Origin of the sequence: Piscinibacter defluvii, assembly GCF_004011805.1 — a bacterium.
In the GTDB taxonomy this organism is placed as follows: Bacteria; Pseudomonadota; Gammaproteobacteria; order Burkholderiales; family Burkholderiaceae_C; genus Piscinibacter; species Piscinibacter defluvii.
The window spans coordinates 83,069-98,428 of record NZ_RCHJ01000016.1 but is presented as its reverse complement, the minus strand read 5'-3'; the positions used below and the strand labels follow the sequence as shown (position 1 = coordinate 98,428).

General features: G+C 71.7%; 15 protein-coding genes and 2 tRNA genes. 16 read left to right on the top strand and 1 reads right to left on the bottom strand.

Annotated elements, in window-relative coordinates; translation table 11 throughout:
- Positions 1-7 precede the first annotated feature (7 nt).
- The 4 genes from D9C15_RS23970 to cueR all read left to right on the top strand — a co-directional run bounded on the left by D9C15_RS23970 (position 8) and on the right by cueR (position 3,031).
- Positions 8-83, top strand: a tRNA-Val gene (locus D9C15_RS23970).
- A gap of 134 nt (positions 84-217) precedes the next feature.
- Positions 218-2,137 (top strand): SurA N-terminal domain-containing protein, encoded by a 1,920-nt coding sequence (locus D9C15_RS23965; protein WP_128000991.1) that lies wholly within the window; start codon positions 218-220, stop codon positions 2,135-2,137.
- A 42-nt stretch (positions 2,138-2,179) separates the two neighbouring features.
- Positions 2,180-2,255, top strand: a tRNA-His gene (locus D9C15_RS23960).
- A 200-nt stretch (positions 2,256-2,455) separates the two neighbouring features.
- On the top strand, positions 2,456-3,031 hold the full coding sequence (gene cueR / locus D9C15_RS23955; RefSeq protein WP_310734490.1) for a Cu(I)-responsive transcriptional regulator: 576 nt from the start codon (positions 2,456-2,458) through the stop codon (positions 3,029-3,031).
- Between the two features lie 43 nt (positions 3,032-3,074).
- Here the strand turns inward: cueR and D9C15_RS23950 are convergent, their stop codons facing one another.
- On the bottom strand, positions 3,075-3,332 hold the full coding sequence (locus D9C15_RS23950; RefSeq protein WP_128000990.1) for a heavy-metal-associated domain-containing protein: 258 nt from the start codon (positions 3,330-3,332) through the stop codon (positions 3,075-3,077).
- 189 nt (positions 3,333-3,521) lie between these two features.
- Here D9C15_RS23950 and D9C15_RS23945 point away from each other — a divergent pair, with 189 nt between their 5' ends.
- The 12 genes from D9C15_RS23945 to D9C15_RS23890 all read left to right on the top strand — a co-directional run bounded on the left by D9C15_RS23945 (position 3,522) and on the right by D9C15_RS23890 (position 15,306).
- Entirely contained in the window at positions 3,522-5,939 is a 2,418-nt protein-coding gene (locus D9C15_RS23945) for a heavy metal translocating P-type ATPase (protein WP_128000989.1), read from the top strand.
- A 58-nt stretch (positions 5,940-5,997) separates the two neighbouring features.
- Positions 5,998-6,465, top strand: coding sequence for a hypothetical protein (locus D9C15_RS23940; RefSeq protein ID WP_128000988.1), 468 nt, complete (start codon positions 5,998-6,000; stop codon positions 6,463-6,465).
- Positions 6,466-6,641: 176 nt separating this feature from the next.
- Positions 6,642-7,016, top strand: coding sequence for a hypothetical protein (locus tag D9C15_RS23935; RefSeq protein WP_128000987.1), 375 nt, complete (start codon positions 6,642-6,644; stop codon positions 7,014-7,016).
- Between the two features lie 4 nt (positions 7,017-7,020).
- Entirely contained in the window at positions 7,021-8,475 is a 1,455-nt protein-coding gene (locus D9C15_RS23930; protein ID WP_375138816.1) for a TolC family protein, read from the top strand.
- Between the two features lie 31 nt (positions 8,476-8,506).
- Positions 8,507-9,928 (top strand): multicopper oxidase family protein, encoded by a 1,422-nt coding sequence (locus D9C15_RS23925; RefSeq protein WP_128000985.1) that lies wholly within the window; start codon positions 8,507-8,509, stop codon positions 9,926-9,928.
- An 11-nt stretch (positions 9,929-9,939) separates the two neighbouring features.
- Positions 9,940-10,443: a cupredoxin domain-containing protein gene (locus D9C15_RS23920; protein ID WP_128000984.1), complete on the top strand. Its 504-nt coding sequence runs from the start codon at positions 9,940-9,942 to the stop codon at positions 10,441-10,443.
- 63 nt (positions 10,444-10,506) lie between these two features.
- Complete coding sequence (locus D9C15_RS23915; protein ID WP_128000983.1) at positions 10,507-10,839, top strand: copper-binding protein; 333 nt, start codon at positions 10,507-10,509, stop codon at positions 10,837-10,839.
- A 155-nt stretch (positions 10,840-10,994) separates the two neighbouring features.
- On the top strand, positions 10,995-11,396 hold the full coding sequence (locus D9C15_RS23910) for a hypothetical protein (protein WP_128000982.1): 402 nt from the start codon (positions 10,995-10,997) through the stop codon (positions 11,394-11,396).
- Positions 11,397-11,516: 120 nt separating this feature from the next.
- Entirely contained in the window at positions 11,517-11,987 is a 471-nt protein-coding gene (locus tag D9C15_RS23905) for a hypothetical protein (protein WP_128000981.1), read from the top strand.
- A 3-nt stretch (positions 11,988-11,990) separates the two neighbouring features.
- Positions 11,991-12,482 carry a c-type cytochrome gene (locus tag D9C15_RS23900; RefSeq protein WP_128000980.1) on the top strand — a complete coding sequence of 164 codons (492 nt, stop codon included), beginning with the start codon at positions 11,991-11,993 and terminating at the stop codon, positions 12,480-12,482.
- 176 nt (positions 12,483-12,658) lie between these two features.
- Positions 12,659-14,932: a copper-transporting P-type ATPase gene (locus D9C15_RS23895; protein ID WP_128001106.1), complete on the top strand. Its 2,274-nt coding sequence runs from the start codon at positions 12,659-12,661 to the stop codon at positions 14,930-14,932.
- Entirely contained in the window at positions 14,929-15,306 is a 378-nt protein-coding gene (locus D9C15_RS23890; RefSeq protein WP_128000979.1) for a hypothetical protein, read from the top strand. Before D9C15_RS23895 ends, D9C15_RS23890 begins: the two co-directional genes overlap by 4 nt.
- Positions 15,307-15,360 lie beyond the last annotated feature (54 nt).

Below are 15,360 nucleotides of genomic sequence, written 5' to 3'. Positions count from 1 at the left end.
ATCCATCGGGTGCTTAGCTCAGCTGGCAGAGCGGCGCCCTTACAAGGCGTAGGTCGGGGGTTCGAACCCCTCAGCACCCACCACCCTCCGGCCCGGCCGGGAGCCGCCGGCAGCACGCAGGCCGTGCGCTAGAATCCCGCCCGACCCAGAAAACACAAGGCGAACCCCGGTTCGCCTTTGTCGCATCTGGACCCCGCATTCCCCGAGGCCTCCGGCAATGTTCGATTTCGTCCGCAAGCACACCCGGCTGCTGCAATTCGTGCTGGTGCTGCTGATCTTCCCGTCGTTCGTGTTCTTCGGCATCCAGGGCTACTCGCGCTTTACCGGCGGCGAGGCGACGGCGGTGGCCAAGGTCGACGGCCACGACATCACCAGGGCCGAGTGGGACGCCGCGCAGCGTGACCAGGTGGAGCGGCTGCGGCGCCAGATGCCGGGCCTGGATCCTAAGTTCCTCGACACGCCGGAGATGCGCCTGCAGGTGCTTGACGGCCTGGTGCGCGAGCGCACCATGCTCGCGGCGGCCGACAAGCTGCACCTCGTGACCACCGACGACCGGCTGCAGCGCATCTTCGCGACCGACCCGCAGTTCGCCCAGCTTCGCAACGCGGACGGCAGCGTCAGCAAGGAGTTCCTGGCGGCGCAGGGCATGTCGTCGGTGCAGTTCGCGCAGCGGCTGCGCCAGGAGCTGTCGATGCGCCAGGTGCTGCAGGGCATCACGGCCACCGCAGTCGGACCGGCCGGCAGCAGTGGCACGGCGCTCGACGCGCTGCTGCAGCAACGCGAGATCCAGCTGCAGCGCTTCGAGCCCAAGGACTACCTCGCCAAGGTCAGCCCGAGCGATGCCGACATCGAGGCCTACTACAAGAACCCGGTCCATGCTGCCGAGTTCGAGGCGCCCGAGCAGGCCGACATCGAGTACCTGGTGCTCGACCTGGAGGCACTGAAGAAGGACATCAAGGTCCCCGAGGAGGACCTGAAGAAGTACTACACGGAGAACGAGGCGCGCTACAGCACGCCGGCCGAGCGCCGCGCCAGCCACATCCTGGTCAAGGCCGAGAAGAGCCTGCCCGAGGCCGAGCGCGCGAAGGCGCGCGAGAAGGCCGAGAAGCTGCTCGCCGAGGTGAAGAAGGCCCCGGGTTCGTTCGCCGAGCTGGCGCGCAAGAACAGCGACGACCCCGGGTCGAAGGAACGCGGCGGCGACCTCGACTTCTTCGGACGCGGCGCGATGGTCAAGCCCTTCGAGGACGCCGCCTTCGGCCTGAAGCCGGGCGAGATCAGCGGTGTGGTGGAAAGCGACTTCGGCTTCCACATCATCCAGGTGACCGCGGCGCGCGGCGGCGACAAGAAGAGCTATGAGGAGGTGCGCGCCGGCATCGAGGACGAGATCCGCAAGCAGCTCGCGCAGCGCAAGTTCTCCGAGGTGGCGGTGGAGTTCACCAACACGGTGTACGAACAGTCCGACAGCCTCAAGCCGGCGGCCGACAAGTTCAAGCTCGAACTGCGCACGGCCAGCGCCGTGAAGCGCGCGCCGCAGCCGGGCGCCACCGGTCCGCTGGCGAGCACGAAGTTCCTCGATGCGCTGTTCGGCAACGAGGCGGTGCGCAACAAGCGCAATACCGAGGCCGTCGAGACGGGCCCGAACCAGATGGTCTCGGGCCGCATCGTCAAGCACGAGCCGGCGCGCCAGCGCGCCCTGGCCGAGGTGAAGGCGCAGGTGCGCGACCGGGTCGCCGCCGAGCAGGCCGCCGCGCTGGCGCGCAAGGTAGGCGAGGCGCGTCTGGCCGAGCTGAGCAAGGCGCCGGAAACGGCGCTCCCGGGCGCGACGCTGACCATCTCGCGGGCACAGACGCGCGACCTGCCGCGCGAGGTGGTCGATGCCACGCTGCGGGCGAACGCCGACAAGCTGCCGGCGGTCGAAGGGGTCGACCTGGGCGCGCAGGGCTACGCGGTGGTCCGCCTGCTGAAGGTGCTGCCGCGCGACCCGGCCACCGGCGACATGGCACGCCTGCAGCAGCAGTACGCGCAGGCCTGGGCCGATGCCGAGTCGCAGGCCTACTTCGCATCCTTGAAGACGCGCCTGGGGGCCCGCACCACCGAAGCGGCCGCCGCGGCCGCCAGTTCACCGGCTGCGAACTGAGCTGTCGCCACGACGCTTGACGCTATAATTTGCGGCTCGGCGGTGGCTGTAGCTCAGTTGGTAGAGTCCCAGATTGTGATTCTGGTCGTCGTGGGTTCGAGTCCCATCAGCCACCCCACCGAACCCTGCTGATCCGCGCAAGGCCTTGATTCCGTCGGGAATCAAGGCCTTGTCGCTTCAGGCTGACCAGCCGGGGCGGCACGGCCCGTGCGCAACCTCGGTGGAGCGGGCCCGGAGGCCTCGTTGCGCCCGTGGCCTTGACCTTCCAATAATGGCAAGCCTCAGAGTCGCGTCATTCCCCACGCCCGAGGAGGACCCATGGACCGCGCGATGAACATCGGCGAGGCCGCGGAAGCGGCCGGCGTCTCGACGAAGATGATCCGCCACTACGAGCAGATCGGCCTCGTGCCTGCCGCCTCCCGCACCGACTCGGGCTATCGCCAGTACACCGGGCGCGACGTGTCGGTCCTGCGCTTCATCCGCCAGTCGCGCCGGCTGGGCTTCTCCATCGAGCAGATCGCCGAACTGCTCGGCCTGTGGAGCGATTCGCGCCGGGCCAGCCGCAGCGTCAAGGCCATCGCGCAGCGTCACGTGGCCGACCTCGAGCAGAAGATGCGCGAGATGGCGGAGATGAAGCAGGCGCTCGAGCGGCTCGTCGCTTCCTGCCATGGCGACGACCAGCCGCACTGCGCGATCCTCGCCGGGCTCGCCGCGCAGAGCCCGGCCGCCCCGGACCCGGGGTCGATCGAGCCCGGTGCGCTGCGCAAGTCGGCCGCCGCGCGCAAGCCGGCGGTCAAGCGGCCGCGATCGCCCGCCGCACCGGCGCCGTCGGCGGGGCATGACGGCCTGATGGCCTGGACGCACCAGCTGAACCGTCAGCACGGCGGGCACTGAGCCCGCATGCCGCTGGCTCGCCGCTGGCCGGCAGCGGGCGGCCTCAGCGGCAGTGTCCGCAGCAGGCGCCCCCCGGGGCTGCGGCGTCGACCGTGGCCGCCTCGACCGGCACCGGGCTGTAGCCGGCCTCGGCGATGGCATCGCGCAGGTCCTGTGCATCGGCCTCGGTCGGCTCGACCATCACGAGGTGCCTTGCCAGGTCGATCGTGACCTTGGCGTCCCGGTCGGTGGACTTCAGCGCTCTCGTGATGGTGCCGACGCAATGGCCGCAGGTCATGTCGTTGACTTCGAAGGCAATCATGGAGCTCTCCTTGCGAGCAGGTGGTGGACGGTCGGCCACTCTGGGCCTTGCCGTCGGGGGAAGGTCAAGCGGCGTCGGGCGTCGGCCGAGCCCGTGTTGTCGAGTCGCTGCGCCAGGGCTTGACCTTCCGATGGTGGCAAGGCCGACGCTGAGTGCACTTCGAACCCGACCCACCTGGAGATCGCCGTCATGAGTGCCAGCGCTGCCCTGAGCGTGTCCAAGGACTTCAAGCTGCCCATCGAGGGCATGACCTGCGCCTCGTGCGTGCTGCGTGTCGAGAAGGCGCTGAAGGCGCTGCCGGGCGTGGAGAGCGCCGCGGTCAACCTGGCCACCGAAGAGGCCACGGTCCGCGCCTCGGCGGCGCTGGCGGCCGACGCGCTGGCCGCCGCCGTGCGCAAGGCCGGCTACGACGTGCCGACGCACCGCGTCGAGCTGCAGGTCGAGGGCATGACCTGCGCCTCCTGCGTGGCGCGGGTCGAGAAGGCGCTGCTGAAGGTGCCGGGCGTGTCGTCCGCGTCCGTGAACCTGGCCACCGAGAAGGTCCGCATCGAGGCGCTGGGCACGGTGTCGTTCGCCACGCTCGCGGCGGCGATCGACAAGGCCGGCTATGCGGCCCGGCCGGTGGCGGCCCCGACGAGCGCCGCGCCGGCGCGCCGCCTGCCGGAGTGGTGGCCGGTGCTGGCCGCCACGCTGCTGACCCTGCCGCTCGTGCTGCCGATGCTGCTGCAACTGTTCGGCATCGACTGGACGCCGGAGGGCTGGGTGCAGCTCGCGCTCGCGACACCGGTGCAGTTCTGGCTCGGCGCGCGCTTCTACCGCGCCGGCTGGAAGGCCGTGAAGGCGCGTGCCGGCAACATGGATCTGCTGGTGGCGCTGGGCACCAGCGCCGCCTACGGGCTGTCGGTCTACCTGCTGTGGAAGCACGCCGACCATGGCATGCCCCACCTGTACTTCGAGGCCTCGGCCGCGGTCATCACGCTGGTGCTGCTGGGCAAGTGGCTCGAGACGCGCGCCAAGCGGCAGACGGCCGATGCGATCCGCGCGCTGAATGCGCTGCGGCCGACGGTGGCCCGCGTCCTGGTCGACGGCACGGAGGTGAGCACGCCGGTCGAGCAGGTGGCGGTGGGCGACCTCGTGCTCGTCCGTCCGGGCGAGCGCATCCCGGTCGACGGCCGGATCGTCGACGGCCGCAGCCACGTGAACGAATCGCTGATCACCGGCGAGAGCCTGCCGGTGGCCAAGGCCGCGGGCGACGCCGTCACCGGCGGCTCGGTCAACGAGGAGGGCGTGCTGCAGGTGCGCACCGGCGCCATCGGCGCGGAGACCACGCTCGCCCGCATCATCCGCATGGTCGAGTCGGCGCAGGCGGCCAAGGCGCCGATCCAGCGCATCGTCGACCGCGTCAGTGCCGTCTTCGTGCCGGTGGTGCTGGGCATTGCGGCGCTGACCTTCGCCGGCTGGCTGGCGTGGAGCGGCGACTGGGAGCAGGCGCTGATCAGTGCGGTGGCCGTGCTCGTCATCGCCTGCCCCTGTGCGCTCGGGCTGGCCACGCCGACCGCGATCATGGCCGGCACCGGCGTGGCCGCGCGCCGCGGCATCCTGATCAAGGACGCCGAAGCGCTGGAGGTGGCGCACTCGGTCACCACGGTGGCCTTCGACAAGACCGGCACGCTGACCGAGGGCAAGCCCGCACTCGTCGCCGTCGAGGCCGCCGACGGGGTCGACGAGCGCCTGGTGCTGCAGCTCGCCGCCGCACTGCAGAAGACCAGCGACCACCCGCTGGCGCACGCGGTGATGGAGAAGGCGAAGGCCGACGCTGTCGCCGTTCCGGAAGCCCGCGAAGCCCGCGCCCTGCCGGGCCGCGGCGTCGAGGCGGCGGTCGACGGCCGACGCCTGCTGCTGGGCAGCACGCGCCTGATGCACGAGTCGCAGGCGCAGCCGGGCGCTCTGATGGAGTCGGCGCAGGGCCTGGAGGGCGAGGGCCGCAGCATCTCGTGGCTGCTCGCGCCGGGCGATGGCGCGGGCCAGGGTGCCCGCGTGCTCGGCCTGCTGGCCTTCGGTGACACGATCAAGCCGGCGTCGCGTGCGGCCGTGAAGCGGCTGCGCATGCTCGGCATCCGCACCGTGATGCTGACCGGCGACAACCACGGCAGCGCCCAGGCCGTGGCGCGCGAACTCGGCATCGACGAGGTACGCGCCGAGCTGCTGCCGGGCGGCAAGGCCGAGATCGTGCAGCAGCTGCGTGCGCAGGGGCAGGTGGTCGCGATGGTCGGCGACGGGCTGAACGACGCGCCGTCGCTGGTGGCCGCCGACGTGGGCCTGTCGATGTCCACCGGCACCGATGTCGCGATGGAGGCCGCCGGCATCACGCTGATGCGCGGCGACCCGCGCCTGGTGGCCGATGCCTTCGACGTGTCGCGCCGCACCTACGCGAAGATCAAGCAGGGGCTGTTCTGGGCCTTCGCCTACAACGTGCTCGGCATCCCGCTGGCGGCCTTCGGCCTGCTGAGCCCGGTGATCGCCGGTGCGGCGATGGCGTTCAGCAGCGTCAGCGTGGTGGCCAACGCGCTGACGCTGCGGCGCTGGCGCGGTGCGGCGACGCTCTGAGGAGAGCCGGCCGCGAAGGTCGTGCGCATGGTCAAGGGCGCTCCGCTAAACTGATTCCATGAGCCGCGTCGTCCGCGCCTTCCTCGTCTGGGTCATGGTGTTCGCCATGCCGGTGCAGGGCATGGCCGCGTCCATGATGCGGTTCTGCGGGCCGGGCCACGTGCACATGGGCCAAGGTGCGGAGCTCGACGCGGCAGCGCCGCCGGCGTGGGCCGGCGAGCCCGGACACGAGCACGCGGCGGCCGGCCACGCCATGCACGCGCACACGGCGGCGCATGACGATGACGAGGCGTCGCGGCCTTCCGCCGAAGCCGGGATGGACGGCGCCGAAGGCCTGCTGGCGCCACACGGCAAGTTCAGCTGCAGCGCCTGTGCGGCCTGCTGCACCGCGCTGGCACTGCCGGCCAGCTTCTCGCTTCCCGAGGCCGCGGGCCCGGCGCTGCCGCGGCAGGCTGCTGCGTCCGCGCCGGTCGTTTCGCACCATCCCGACGGGCCGGACCGTCCCCCTCGAGCCGTCCTCGCCTGACACGGCGCTTCGCCGTGGGGTGATGCGGGTGCCTGCAAGGCCCGCGCAGCCGTCCACCCGACGGTTGCTCCGGCGGTCCATCGGGCCGCGATCGAGCCCCCAGCGGCGGACCGCGTCCGTCTGCCCACCTGCGCGCCCCGGCCGCAGGCCTCCTCGTCGAGCTTCCGGAGGTCCCCATGGTCCCCGCTTCCCGTCGCCTTGGATGGTTCCGAGGTGTTTGCGCCGTCGCGATGTTCGCGGCAGTGTCCATCGCCCAGGCGCAGGCCCAGGGCGATTCCGCCCGCCAGGGGCGCGCCGATCCCCTCGACGCGCAGGCGCCCGTGCCGGCCGTCACCCACCAGTCGCCGCTGGCGAACTATCGCCGGCTGGGCGATGACACGCGTGTCTCGTGGCGCGAGGCCAACGAGACGGTGAACCGCATCGGCGGCTGGCGCACCTACACCCGCGAAGCGCAGCAGCCGGATCCGGCGGCCTCCGCGCCGGTCGGTCGTGGCACGCCCGCCCCGGCGTCGAACAGCGCGCCGTCCCACGGCGGCCACAGGATGCATTGAGGGGATGGCGATGACTCGACTACCAACCAGCGGCCTCGTCGTCGCGCCGTCGTCGCCGGCCCGGCTCGGCGGGCTGGCCGCCCTGGTGCTCACCCTGGCGGGATGCGCGTCCTTCAGTCCCGACGGGGGCTTCGAGACCGTCCGGCAGGCCACCGCCGGGCACCTGGGCACAGCGGCGGAGCTGGCCTGGGCCCGCCAGCCCGAGGACCTGGACCGCATCGAGCAGCGCGTTGCCGAACTGCTGGCCCGGCCGCTGGGCATGGACGAGGCGGTCCAGGTGGCGCTGCTGAACAACCGCGGCCTGCAGGCCGCCTACGCCGACCTCGGCATCACCGAGGCCGAGGTCGTGCAGGCCGGCCGCCTGCCGAACCCGGGCTTCAGCTTCGGCCGCCTCACGAAGGGCGACGAAATCGAGCTGGAACGCGGCCTCCACGTCGACCTGGCCCGCCTGATCGCCCTGCCGCTGGTGCAGCGCGTCGAGGCCCGCCGCCTCGAGCAGGTGCGCCACACGGTGGCCATGCAGGTGCTGGCGCTGGCCGCCGACACGCGCAAGGCCTGGGTGCAGGCAGTCGCGGCCGGGGAGTCTGCGCGCTACAGCCGCCAGGTCATGCAGGCTGCCGAGGCCGGTGCCGAGCTGGCGCGCCGCATGGCGCAGGTGGGCAACTTCAACAAGCTGCAGCAGGCGCGCGAACAGGGCTTCTACGCCGACGCGGCGCTGAACCTGGCGCGGGCCGAGCAGCAGCAGCGGGCCGCGCGCGAACGCCTCACGCGCCTGCTGGGCCTGTGGGGCGCGCAGACCGGCTTCGAGCTGCCACAGCGGCTGCCCGACCTGCCGCCGCAGCCGCGCGAGTTGCCCGACATCGAGCGCACCGCGCTGGCGCAGCGGCTCGACGTGGCCGCGGCCCGCGCGGGCGCCGAGGCGACGGCGCGCAACCTGGGCCTGACGCGCACGACGCGCTTCATCAACGTGCTCGAGCTGGGCGGGGTACGCAACAGCTCCAACGAGGCGCCCACGCAGAAGGGCTGGGAGATCGGGCTGGAGCTGCCGCTGTTCGACTGGGGCGGTGCCCGCGTGGCACGCGCCGAAGGCGTGTACATGCAGGCGCTGCACCGCGCCGCCGAGACGGCGGTCAACGCCCGCTCGGAGGTGCGCGAGGCCTATGGCGCCTACCGCTCGGCCTGGGACATCGCCAGGCACCAGCGCGACGAGATCGTGCCGCTGAAGGCGCGCATCGCCGAGGAGAACCTGCTGCGCTACAACGGCATGCTGATCGGCGTGTTCGAACTGCTCGCCGATGCGCGCTCGCAGATCGCCAGTGTCAACGGCGCGATCGACGCGCTGCGCGACTTCTGGATCGCCCAGGCCGACCTCGACATGGCCCTGGTCGGCAAACCCAGCCTGAGTGCCGCCGCCGGACCGGCGATGCCGGCCGCCGAGGCCGGCGGCCCCGGCCACTGAACGGCCCGAACCGAACACGAGGAAGGAATCCATGTTCTCCCGCAGAAACCTCCTGGGCGCCGCCGCGGCCGTGACGGCCGGCACGGTCAGCAAGGTCGCGATGGCCGCGCTGCCCGAGCCGGTGATCCAGACCACGCCCGACACGATGCCGCCGCTGGTGCCCAACACCGGCCGCCCCTACAACCCCGTGGTCACGCTCAACGGCTGGACGCTGCCCTGGCGCATGAACAACGGCGTCAAGGAGTTCCACCTGGTGGCCGAGCCCGTGGTGCGCGAGATGGCACCCGGGTTCAAGGCCCACCTGTGGGGCTACAACGGCCAGAGCCCGGGGCCGACCATCGAGGTGGTGGAGGGCGACCGTGTGCGCCTGTTCGTCACCAACCGGCTCGGCGAACTCACCAGCGTCCACTGGCACGGCCAGCGCCTGCCCAACGGCATGGACGGCGTCACCGGCCTGACGCAGCCGGGCATCCCGCCGGGCAAGACCTTCGTCTACGAGTTCGTCGCGCGGCGCCCCGGCACCTTCATGTACCACCCGCATGCCGACGAGATGGTGCAGATGGCGATGGGCATGATGGGCTTCTGGGTCACGCACCCGAAGGGCCGGCACCCGCTGATCGACGAGGTCGACCGCGACTTCTGCTTCCTGCTCAACGCCTACGACATCGATCCCGGCAGCGCCACGCCGAAGATCATGACGATGCTCGATTTCAACCTCTGGAGCTGGAACAGCCGCATCTTCCCGGGCATCGCCCCGCTGGTGGTGCGCCACATGGACAAGGTGCGCATCCGAGTGGGCAACCTGACGATGACCAACCACCCGATCCACCTGCACGGCCACGAGTTCCTGGTCACCGGCACCGACGGCGGCCCCACGCCGAAGAGCTCGCGCCAGTACGAGGTGACGGCCGACATCGCGGTGGGCCAGATGCGGCAGATGGACTTCCTGGCCGACGAGGAGGGCGACTGGGCCTTCCACTGCCACAAGAGCCACCACACGATGAACGCGATGGGCCATGGCGTGCCGACCATGATCGGCGTCGACCATTCCGGCGTGGCGCGCCAGATCACGAAGCTCATTCCCGACTACATGGTGATGGGCGAGCGCGGCATGAAGGACATGACCGAGATGGAGATGCCGCTGCCCGACAACACGGCGCCGATGATGGCCGGCCAGGGACCGTTCGGCGCCGTCGGCATGGGCGGCATGTTCAGCGTCGTGAAGGTGCGCAAGGAGCAGAAGCGCGGCGACTACACCGACCCCGGCTGGTACCGGCACCCGGCGGGCACGGTGGCCTACGAGTTCACCGGCGCCATCGGTGCCGCCGGCGGCGTGCCCGACCCGGCGCGCTTCAAGGCCGAGAGTGCCGGATCGATGCCGATGGTGTCCCGGCCCGCGCAAGACATCGAGGTCACGGTTCGCAAGCCGGCCGGCGGGCACGTCGGTCATTGAAGGGGTTCCCCATGCAGATCAGCAGACGTCGACTCATCTCCGCCGCCTCGGCCCTGGGGCTGGGCCTGCCCGGCCTCGCACGCGCCCACGGCGACAAGGACCATCCGCAGAAAGCCGGGCCGGTCCGCAAGGAACAGAAGGACTGGGGCATCGCCGGCGAGGCCAGGGCCGCCCGCCGCACCATCGAGGTCCGCATGGCCGACAACATGCGCTTCACGCCCGAGCGCATCGACGTCCGGCTCGGCGAGACGCTGCGCTTTCGCGTGCACAACGCCGGCAAGACGATGCACGAGTTCGTCATCGGCACCCGGGCCGAGAACGCCAGGCACGCCGAGCTGATGATGAAGTTCCCGGACATGGAACACGACGAGCCGTACATGGCCCATGTGGCGCCGGGCAAGACCGGCGAGATCGTCTGGACCTTCAACCGCGCCGGCACCTTCGAGTTCGCCTGCCTGATCGCAGGCCACTACCAGGCCGGCATGATCGGCCGCATCCATGTCGGCCCCGGCTGAACGCGGCGCCGCCTCGCGTCGCTTCTTCCTCTCCCGCTCCCTCCATTCGGAACACAACATCCCATGAACCACCTCGCCCCCGCACTCCTCGCCGCCGCCCTGCTGGGCGGCCCCGCCGTGGCGCAGCCGAAGGCGGACGATCATTCCGCCCACCACGCCGCCGCGGACACGTCCGACATGGCCGACGGCGAAGTCCGCAAGGTCGACAAGGACGCCGGCAAGCTGACCCTCAAGCACGGCGAGATCAGGAACCTCGACATGCCGGGCATGACGATGGTCTTCCAGGTCAAGGATCCCGCGCTGCTCGACAAGGTCAAGGTGGGCGACAAGGTGAAGTTCCGCGCCGAGAAGTCCGCCGGCAGCTATGTCGTGACCGCCATCGAGGCGGCGAAGTAGCCGCGGATCGCGCGCGCGGGAGAGCCGGGTTGATGGCGCTCAAGCGGGGTGCTACGGGTGGGCCTAGCATGACTCGGCCGGAGTTCGATGCCCCGGCGAGCACCGTGTCCATGCCGCTCGCGCCACGCCGCCAACGACCCCGCCGAATCGCCTCGGTGATGCTGCTCGTCTGGCTGTTCGCGACCGTCGCGAGCTGGGCCCATGCCTGCCTCGTGCAGCCATCCGCCGTCATGGCGGGCGTGCCCGAACACCACCCGCACAGCATCGCCGGCGCACCCGCCGTTGGGCACGTCGTTGCGCCGCATGGCACGGCAGACGAGCCCGACCCGGCACGGCAGGCCTGCGCCAGCTTCTGCGAGTCGGAGCAGAACATCGTCGCGAAGGCCCAGCCCTCGAAGGGAGACGGCGCTGCCGTCGCGGCGGTGCTGCCGCCCGCGGCCTTCGACGGCTGGCCGGCGTTGGCGCCGGCGCGCGCCGGGCCCCGCTGGCGCCCCCTTGCGGCGCCGCCGCCACCGGGCCCGCCGGTGGCCATCGCCTTCCTGCGACTGACGCTGTAGCCCCCTCCGGCCGGGCTGGCGCCGGCGCGGGCGTGACCCGCGCAGCGCACCGGTCCGCGCGCCGCGGCCCCCGCCGTCGCACGACGGCGAAACCCGTACCCATTCCACTGGAGCCTCATCATGGTCACTCGTCGTTCGATTGCCCTGGCCGTCGCAGCCGCCCTTTCGCTGACCGCCTGCGCCCAGAACCCGGCCGCCCGCGGCGGCCCCGGTCATGCCGCCCACCACCCGCCGGGTTCCGCCGCGGCCGCACCCGGGCCGGCCGACCGGATGGCGATGATGGATGCGCACATGAAGGCGATGCGCGAGATGCACGAGAAGATGTCGCGCGCGGCGACGCCACAGGAGCGCCAGGCGCTGATGGCCGAGCACATGAAGCTGATGCAGGACGGCATGGCGCTGATGGGCGGCATGGGCGGCATGGGCATGGGCGGCATGGGCGGCATGCGAGGCATGGGCCCGGCGGGTGCCGCCAGCGCGCCGATGGACATGGCCACGCGCCAGCAGATGATGGAGAAGCGCATGGACATGATGCAGTCGATGATGCAGATGATGATGGACCGCATGGGCGCGCCGCCGGCCCGGCCCTGAACGATGGCCGTCGCCTGGACGTCCCGGGTCGCCGCAGGGCTGGCCGCGGCGGTGCTCGCCGCGGTCGCGGCGGGCGCCTACCTGTGGTGGCGTGCCGAGCGCGCCCTGCCGCCCGAGGTCCGGCTTCGCCCGGACGACCCGGCCGTCACCGCGCTGGGCCAGCGTGTCTATGCGGCGCAGTGCGCGGCCTGCCACGGCGCGCGCCTGGAGGGGCAGCCCGCCTGGCGCGAGCGTGGTCCCGACGGCATGCTGCCGGCGCCGCCACACGACGCGAGCGGGCACACCTGGCATCACCCGGACGAGGTGCTGTTCCGCATCACCAAGCACGGCGTGGCCAAGGCCGCGAACCTGAAGGACTACGTGTCCGCGATGCCCGCCTACGAGGGCGGGCTCAGCGACGAGGAGATCGTCGCCGCGCTCTCGTGGATCAAGGCGCAGTGGCCGGCTGCCATTCGCGCGCGGCACGACGAACTGAACCGGCCGGCCGGGCGCTGAACCCGCCGGGCTTGACCTTCACACCGCGGCAAGGCCTATGGTCATCCCATCGCGTTCGGGCATCGCCGATGCCCGTCGGACCGAGGAGCCCGTTCATGAACCTCCCTGTCGATGACAGCGGTGCACCCGACGCGCGGGGCAGGGGCCCGACCACGACCGCCACGGAGCGTGATGCGATGGACATGCACACGCACACCCGGCACGGCGGGCACGCCCAAGCCCATGGCCACGCCCACGAGCACCACCATGCCCACGGGCCGCACCACGGGCACGACGGACCGCACGCGCCGGCCCCGCCGCCCGGCACGATCTACACCTGCCCGATGCACCCCGAGGTGCGGCAGGACCATCCCGGCAACTGCCCCAAGTGCGGCATGACGCTGGAGCCGGTGCTGCCCACGATCGACGAGGACGAGAACCCGGAACTGGCCGACTTCCGCCGGCGCTTCTGGTGGACGCTGCCGCTGACCACGGTCGTCACGCTGCTGGCCATGCTCGGACATCGCCTGCAGTGGTTCGACATGGCCACGCAGAGCCGGATCGAGCTGGTGCTGTCGGTGCCGATCGTGCTGTGGGCCGGCTGGCCGTTCTTCGTGCGCGGGGTGGCCTCGGTGCGCCAGCGCAGCCCGAACATGTGGACGCTGATCGGCCTGGGCACCGGCGCCGCCTTCGGCTACAGCGTCGTGGCCACGCTCGCGCCGGGTGTCTTTCCGGAATCGTTCCAGTCCATGGGCCGCGTCGCGGTGTACTTCGAGGCGGCCGCCGTGATCATCTCGCTAACGCTGCTGGGCCAGATCCTCGAGCTGAAGGCGCGGTCGCAGACCTCGGCGGCGATCAAGTCGCTGCTCGGGCTGGCGCCCAAGACGGCACGCCGCATCGGTGCCGACGGCAGCGAGGAGGACGTGCCGCTGAACCACGTGCATGTCGGCGACCTGCTGCGCGTGCGCCCGGGCGAGAAGGTGCCGGTCGACGGCGTGGTGACCGAGGGCGCGAGCGCGGTCGACGAGTCGATGCTGACCGGCGAGCCGGTGCCGGTCGGCAAGCGCCCCGGCGACAAGCTGATCGGCGCCACGCTGAACACCAGCGGCGCACTGGTGATGCGCTCGGAGCGAGTCGGTGCGCAGACCATGCTCGCGCAGATCGTGCAGATGGTGGCCCAGGCGCAGCGCTCGAAGGCGCCCATGCAGCGCATGGCCGACCAGGTGGCCGGCTGGTTCGTGATGGCGGTGGTGGCCGTCGCGGTGGCCACGTTCTTCGCCTGGGGCCTGTGGGGGCCCGAGCCGAGCTGGGTCTACGGGCTGATCAATGCCGTGGCGGTGCTGATCATCGCCTGCCCCTGTGCGCTCGGGCTGGCCACGCCGATGTCGATCATGGTCGCCACCGGGCGCGCCGCGACGCGCGGCATCCTGTTCCGCGATGCCGCGGCGATCGAACATTTCCGCAAGGTCGACACGCTGATCGTCGACAAGACCGGCACGCTGACCGAAGGCAAGCCGGCCTTCGAGCGCGCCGTGCCGGCCGAGGGCTTCGCCGCCGACGAGGTGCTGCGCATCGCCGCCAGCCTGGACCAGGGCAGCGAGCATCCGCTGGCCGAGGCGATCGTGCGGGCCGCCCGCGCGAAGGGGCTCGCCCTGGCGAAGGCCGAGGGCTTCGAGTCGAGCACCGGCATCGGCGTGCGCGGCGTGGTCGAAGGCCACCGCGTCGCGCTGGGCAACACCGCGCTGATGCAGCAGCTGGGTGTGGCCGTCGATCCGCTCGCCGACCGGGCCGAGGCCCTGCGCAGCGACGGCGCGAGCGTGATGCACCTGGCCGTGGATGGCCGCCTCGCCGGGCTGCTGGCGGTGTCCGATCCGGTCAAGGCCAGCACGCCCGAGGCGCTGGCGGCGCTGCACGCCGCCGGCCTGCGCGTGGTGATGGCCACCGGCGACGGCTGGACCACGGCCCATGCGGTCGCACGGCGGCTCGGCATCGCCTCGGTGCACGGCGAGGTCAAGCCGGCCGACAAGCTCGCGCTCGTGCAGTCGCTGCAGCGCGAGGGGCGGGTGGTGGCGATGGCCGGCGACGGCATCAACGACGCGCCGGCGCTGGCGCAGGCGGACGTGGGCGTGGCGATGGGCACCGGCACCGACGTGGCGATGAACAGCGCGCCGGTCACGCTGGTCAAGGGCGACCTGCGCGGCATCGCGCAGGCGCGCCTGCTGTCGCAGGCGACCATCGCCAACATGAAGCAGAACCTGGGCTTCGCCTTCGTCTACAACGCGCTTGGCGTGCCGCTGGCCGCCGGGCTGCTGTTCCCCTTCACCGGCTGGCTGCTGTCGCCGATGATCGCGGCGCTGGCGATGAGCCTGAGCTCGGCGTCGGTGATCGCCAATGCGCTGCGGCTGCGCCGGGACGGGCCGCGGATGCCGGGCCGCAGCCCGGCGCCGGCATTGCCTACAGTACGCGGATGACCAATCCCCTTCGATCCCTTCTCGTGCCGCTCGCGGTGCTCTGGCCGGCCGCCGCGCAGGCGGAAGTCATCGACATCGCCTGGAGCGGCGCCGGTCGGTTCGAGCACCGCGTGACGGTGGCGCCGGGCAAGTTCGCCGAGGCCTGCGGCAGGCTCGCCCGCGCCGAGTCGATCGCGTGGCGCTTCGAGGCCAGCGGGCCGCTGAACTTCAACATCCACTACCACGAGGGCAAGAAGGTGCGCTACCCGGAGCGCCGCGACGCCCTGGCCGGCGCCAGCGGCCGGCTGAAGGTGGCGCTCGATCAGGACTACTGCTGGATGTGGACCAACAAGGCCGGCCAGCCGGTCACCCTGCAGTTCCTGCTCGAGCGCTGATGGCGACGGGCGCGGCGCTTGACCCGGGACAGGACGCGAGCACCGCAAGCGCCT

Excerpts from the sequence above, each read along its gene's own strand:
- D9C15_RS23965 (WP_128000991.1), top strand. The coding sequence starts at position 218 with ATGTTCGATTTCGTCCGCAAGCACACCCGGCTGCTGCAATTCGTGCTG.
- cueR (WP_310734490.1), top strand. The coding sequence starts at position 2,456 with ATGGACCGCGCGATGAACATCGGCGAGGCCGCGGAAGCGGCCGGCGTC.
- D9C15_RS23950 (WP_128000990.1), bottom strand. The coding sequence starts at position 3,332 with ATGATTGCCTTCGAAGTCAACGACATGACCTGCGGCCATTGCGTCGGC.
- D9C15_RS23945 (WP_128000989.1), top strand. The coding sequence starts at position 3,522 with ATGAGTGCCAGCGCTGCCCTGAGCGTGTCCAAGGACTTCAAGCTGCCC.
- D9C15_RS23940 (WP_128000988.1), top strand. The coding sequence starts at position 5,998 with ATGAGCCGCGTCGTCCGCGCCTTCCTCGTCTGGGTCATGGTGTTCGCC.
- D9C15_RS23935 (WP_128000987.1), top strand. The coding sequence starts at position 6,642 with ATGGTCCCCGCTTCCCGTCGCCTTGGATGGTTCCGAGGTGTTTGCGCC.
- D9C15_RS23930 (WP_375138816.1), top strand. The coding sequence starts at position 7,021 with ATGGCGATGACTCGACTACCAACCAGCGGCCTCGTCGTCGCGCCGTCG.
- D9C15_RS23925 (WP_128000985.1), top strand. The coding sequence starts at position 8,507 with ATGTTCTCCCGCAGAAACCTCCTGGGCGCCGCCGCGGCCGTGACGGCC.
- D9C15_RS23920 (WP_128000984.1), top strand. The coding sequence starts at position 9,940 with ATGCAGATCAGCAGACGTCGACTCATCTCCGCCGCCTCGGCCCTGGGG.
- D9C15_RS23915 (WP_128000983.1), top strand. The coding sequence starts at position 10,507 with ATGAACCACCTCGCCCCCGCACTCCTCGCCGCCGCCCTGCTGGGCGGC.
- D9C15_RS23905 (WP_128000981.1), top strand. The coding sequence starts at position 11,517 with ATGGTCACTCGTCGTTCGATTGCCCTGGCCGTCGCAGCCGCCCTTTCG.
- D9C15_RS23900 (WP_128000980.1), top strand. The coding sequence starts at position 11,991 with ATGGCCGTCGCCTGGACGTCCCGGGTCGCCGCAGGGCTGGCCGCGGCG.
- D9C15_RS23895 (WP_128001106.1), top strand. The coding sequence starts at position 12,659 with ATGGACATGCACACGCACACCCGGCACGGCGGGCACGCCCAAGCCCAT.
- D9C15_RS23890 (WP_128000979.1), top strand. The coding sequence starts at position 14,929 with ATGACCAATCCCCTTCGATCCCTTCTCGTGCCGCTCGCGGTGCTCTGG.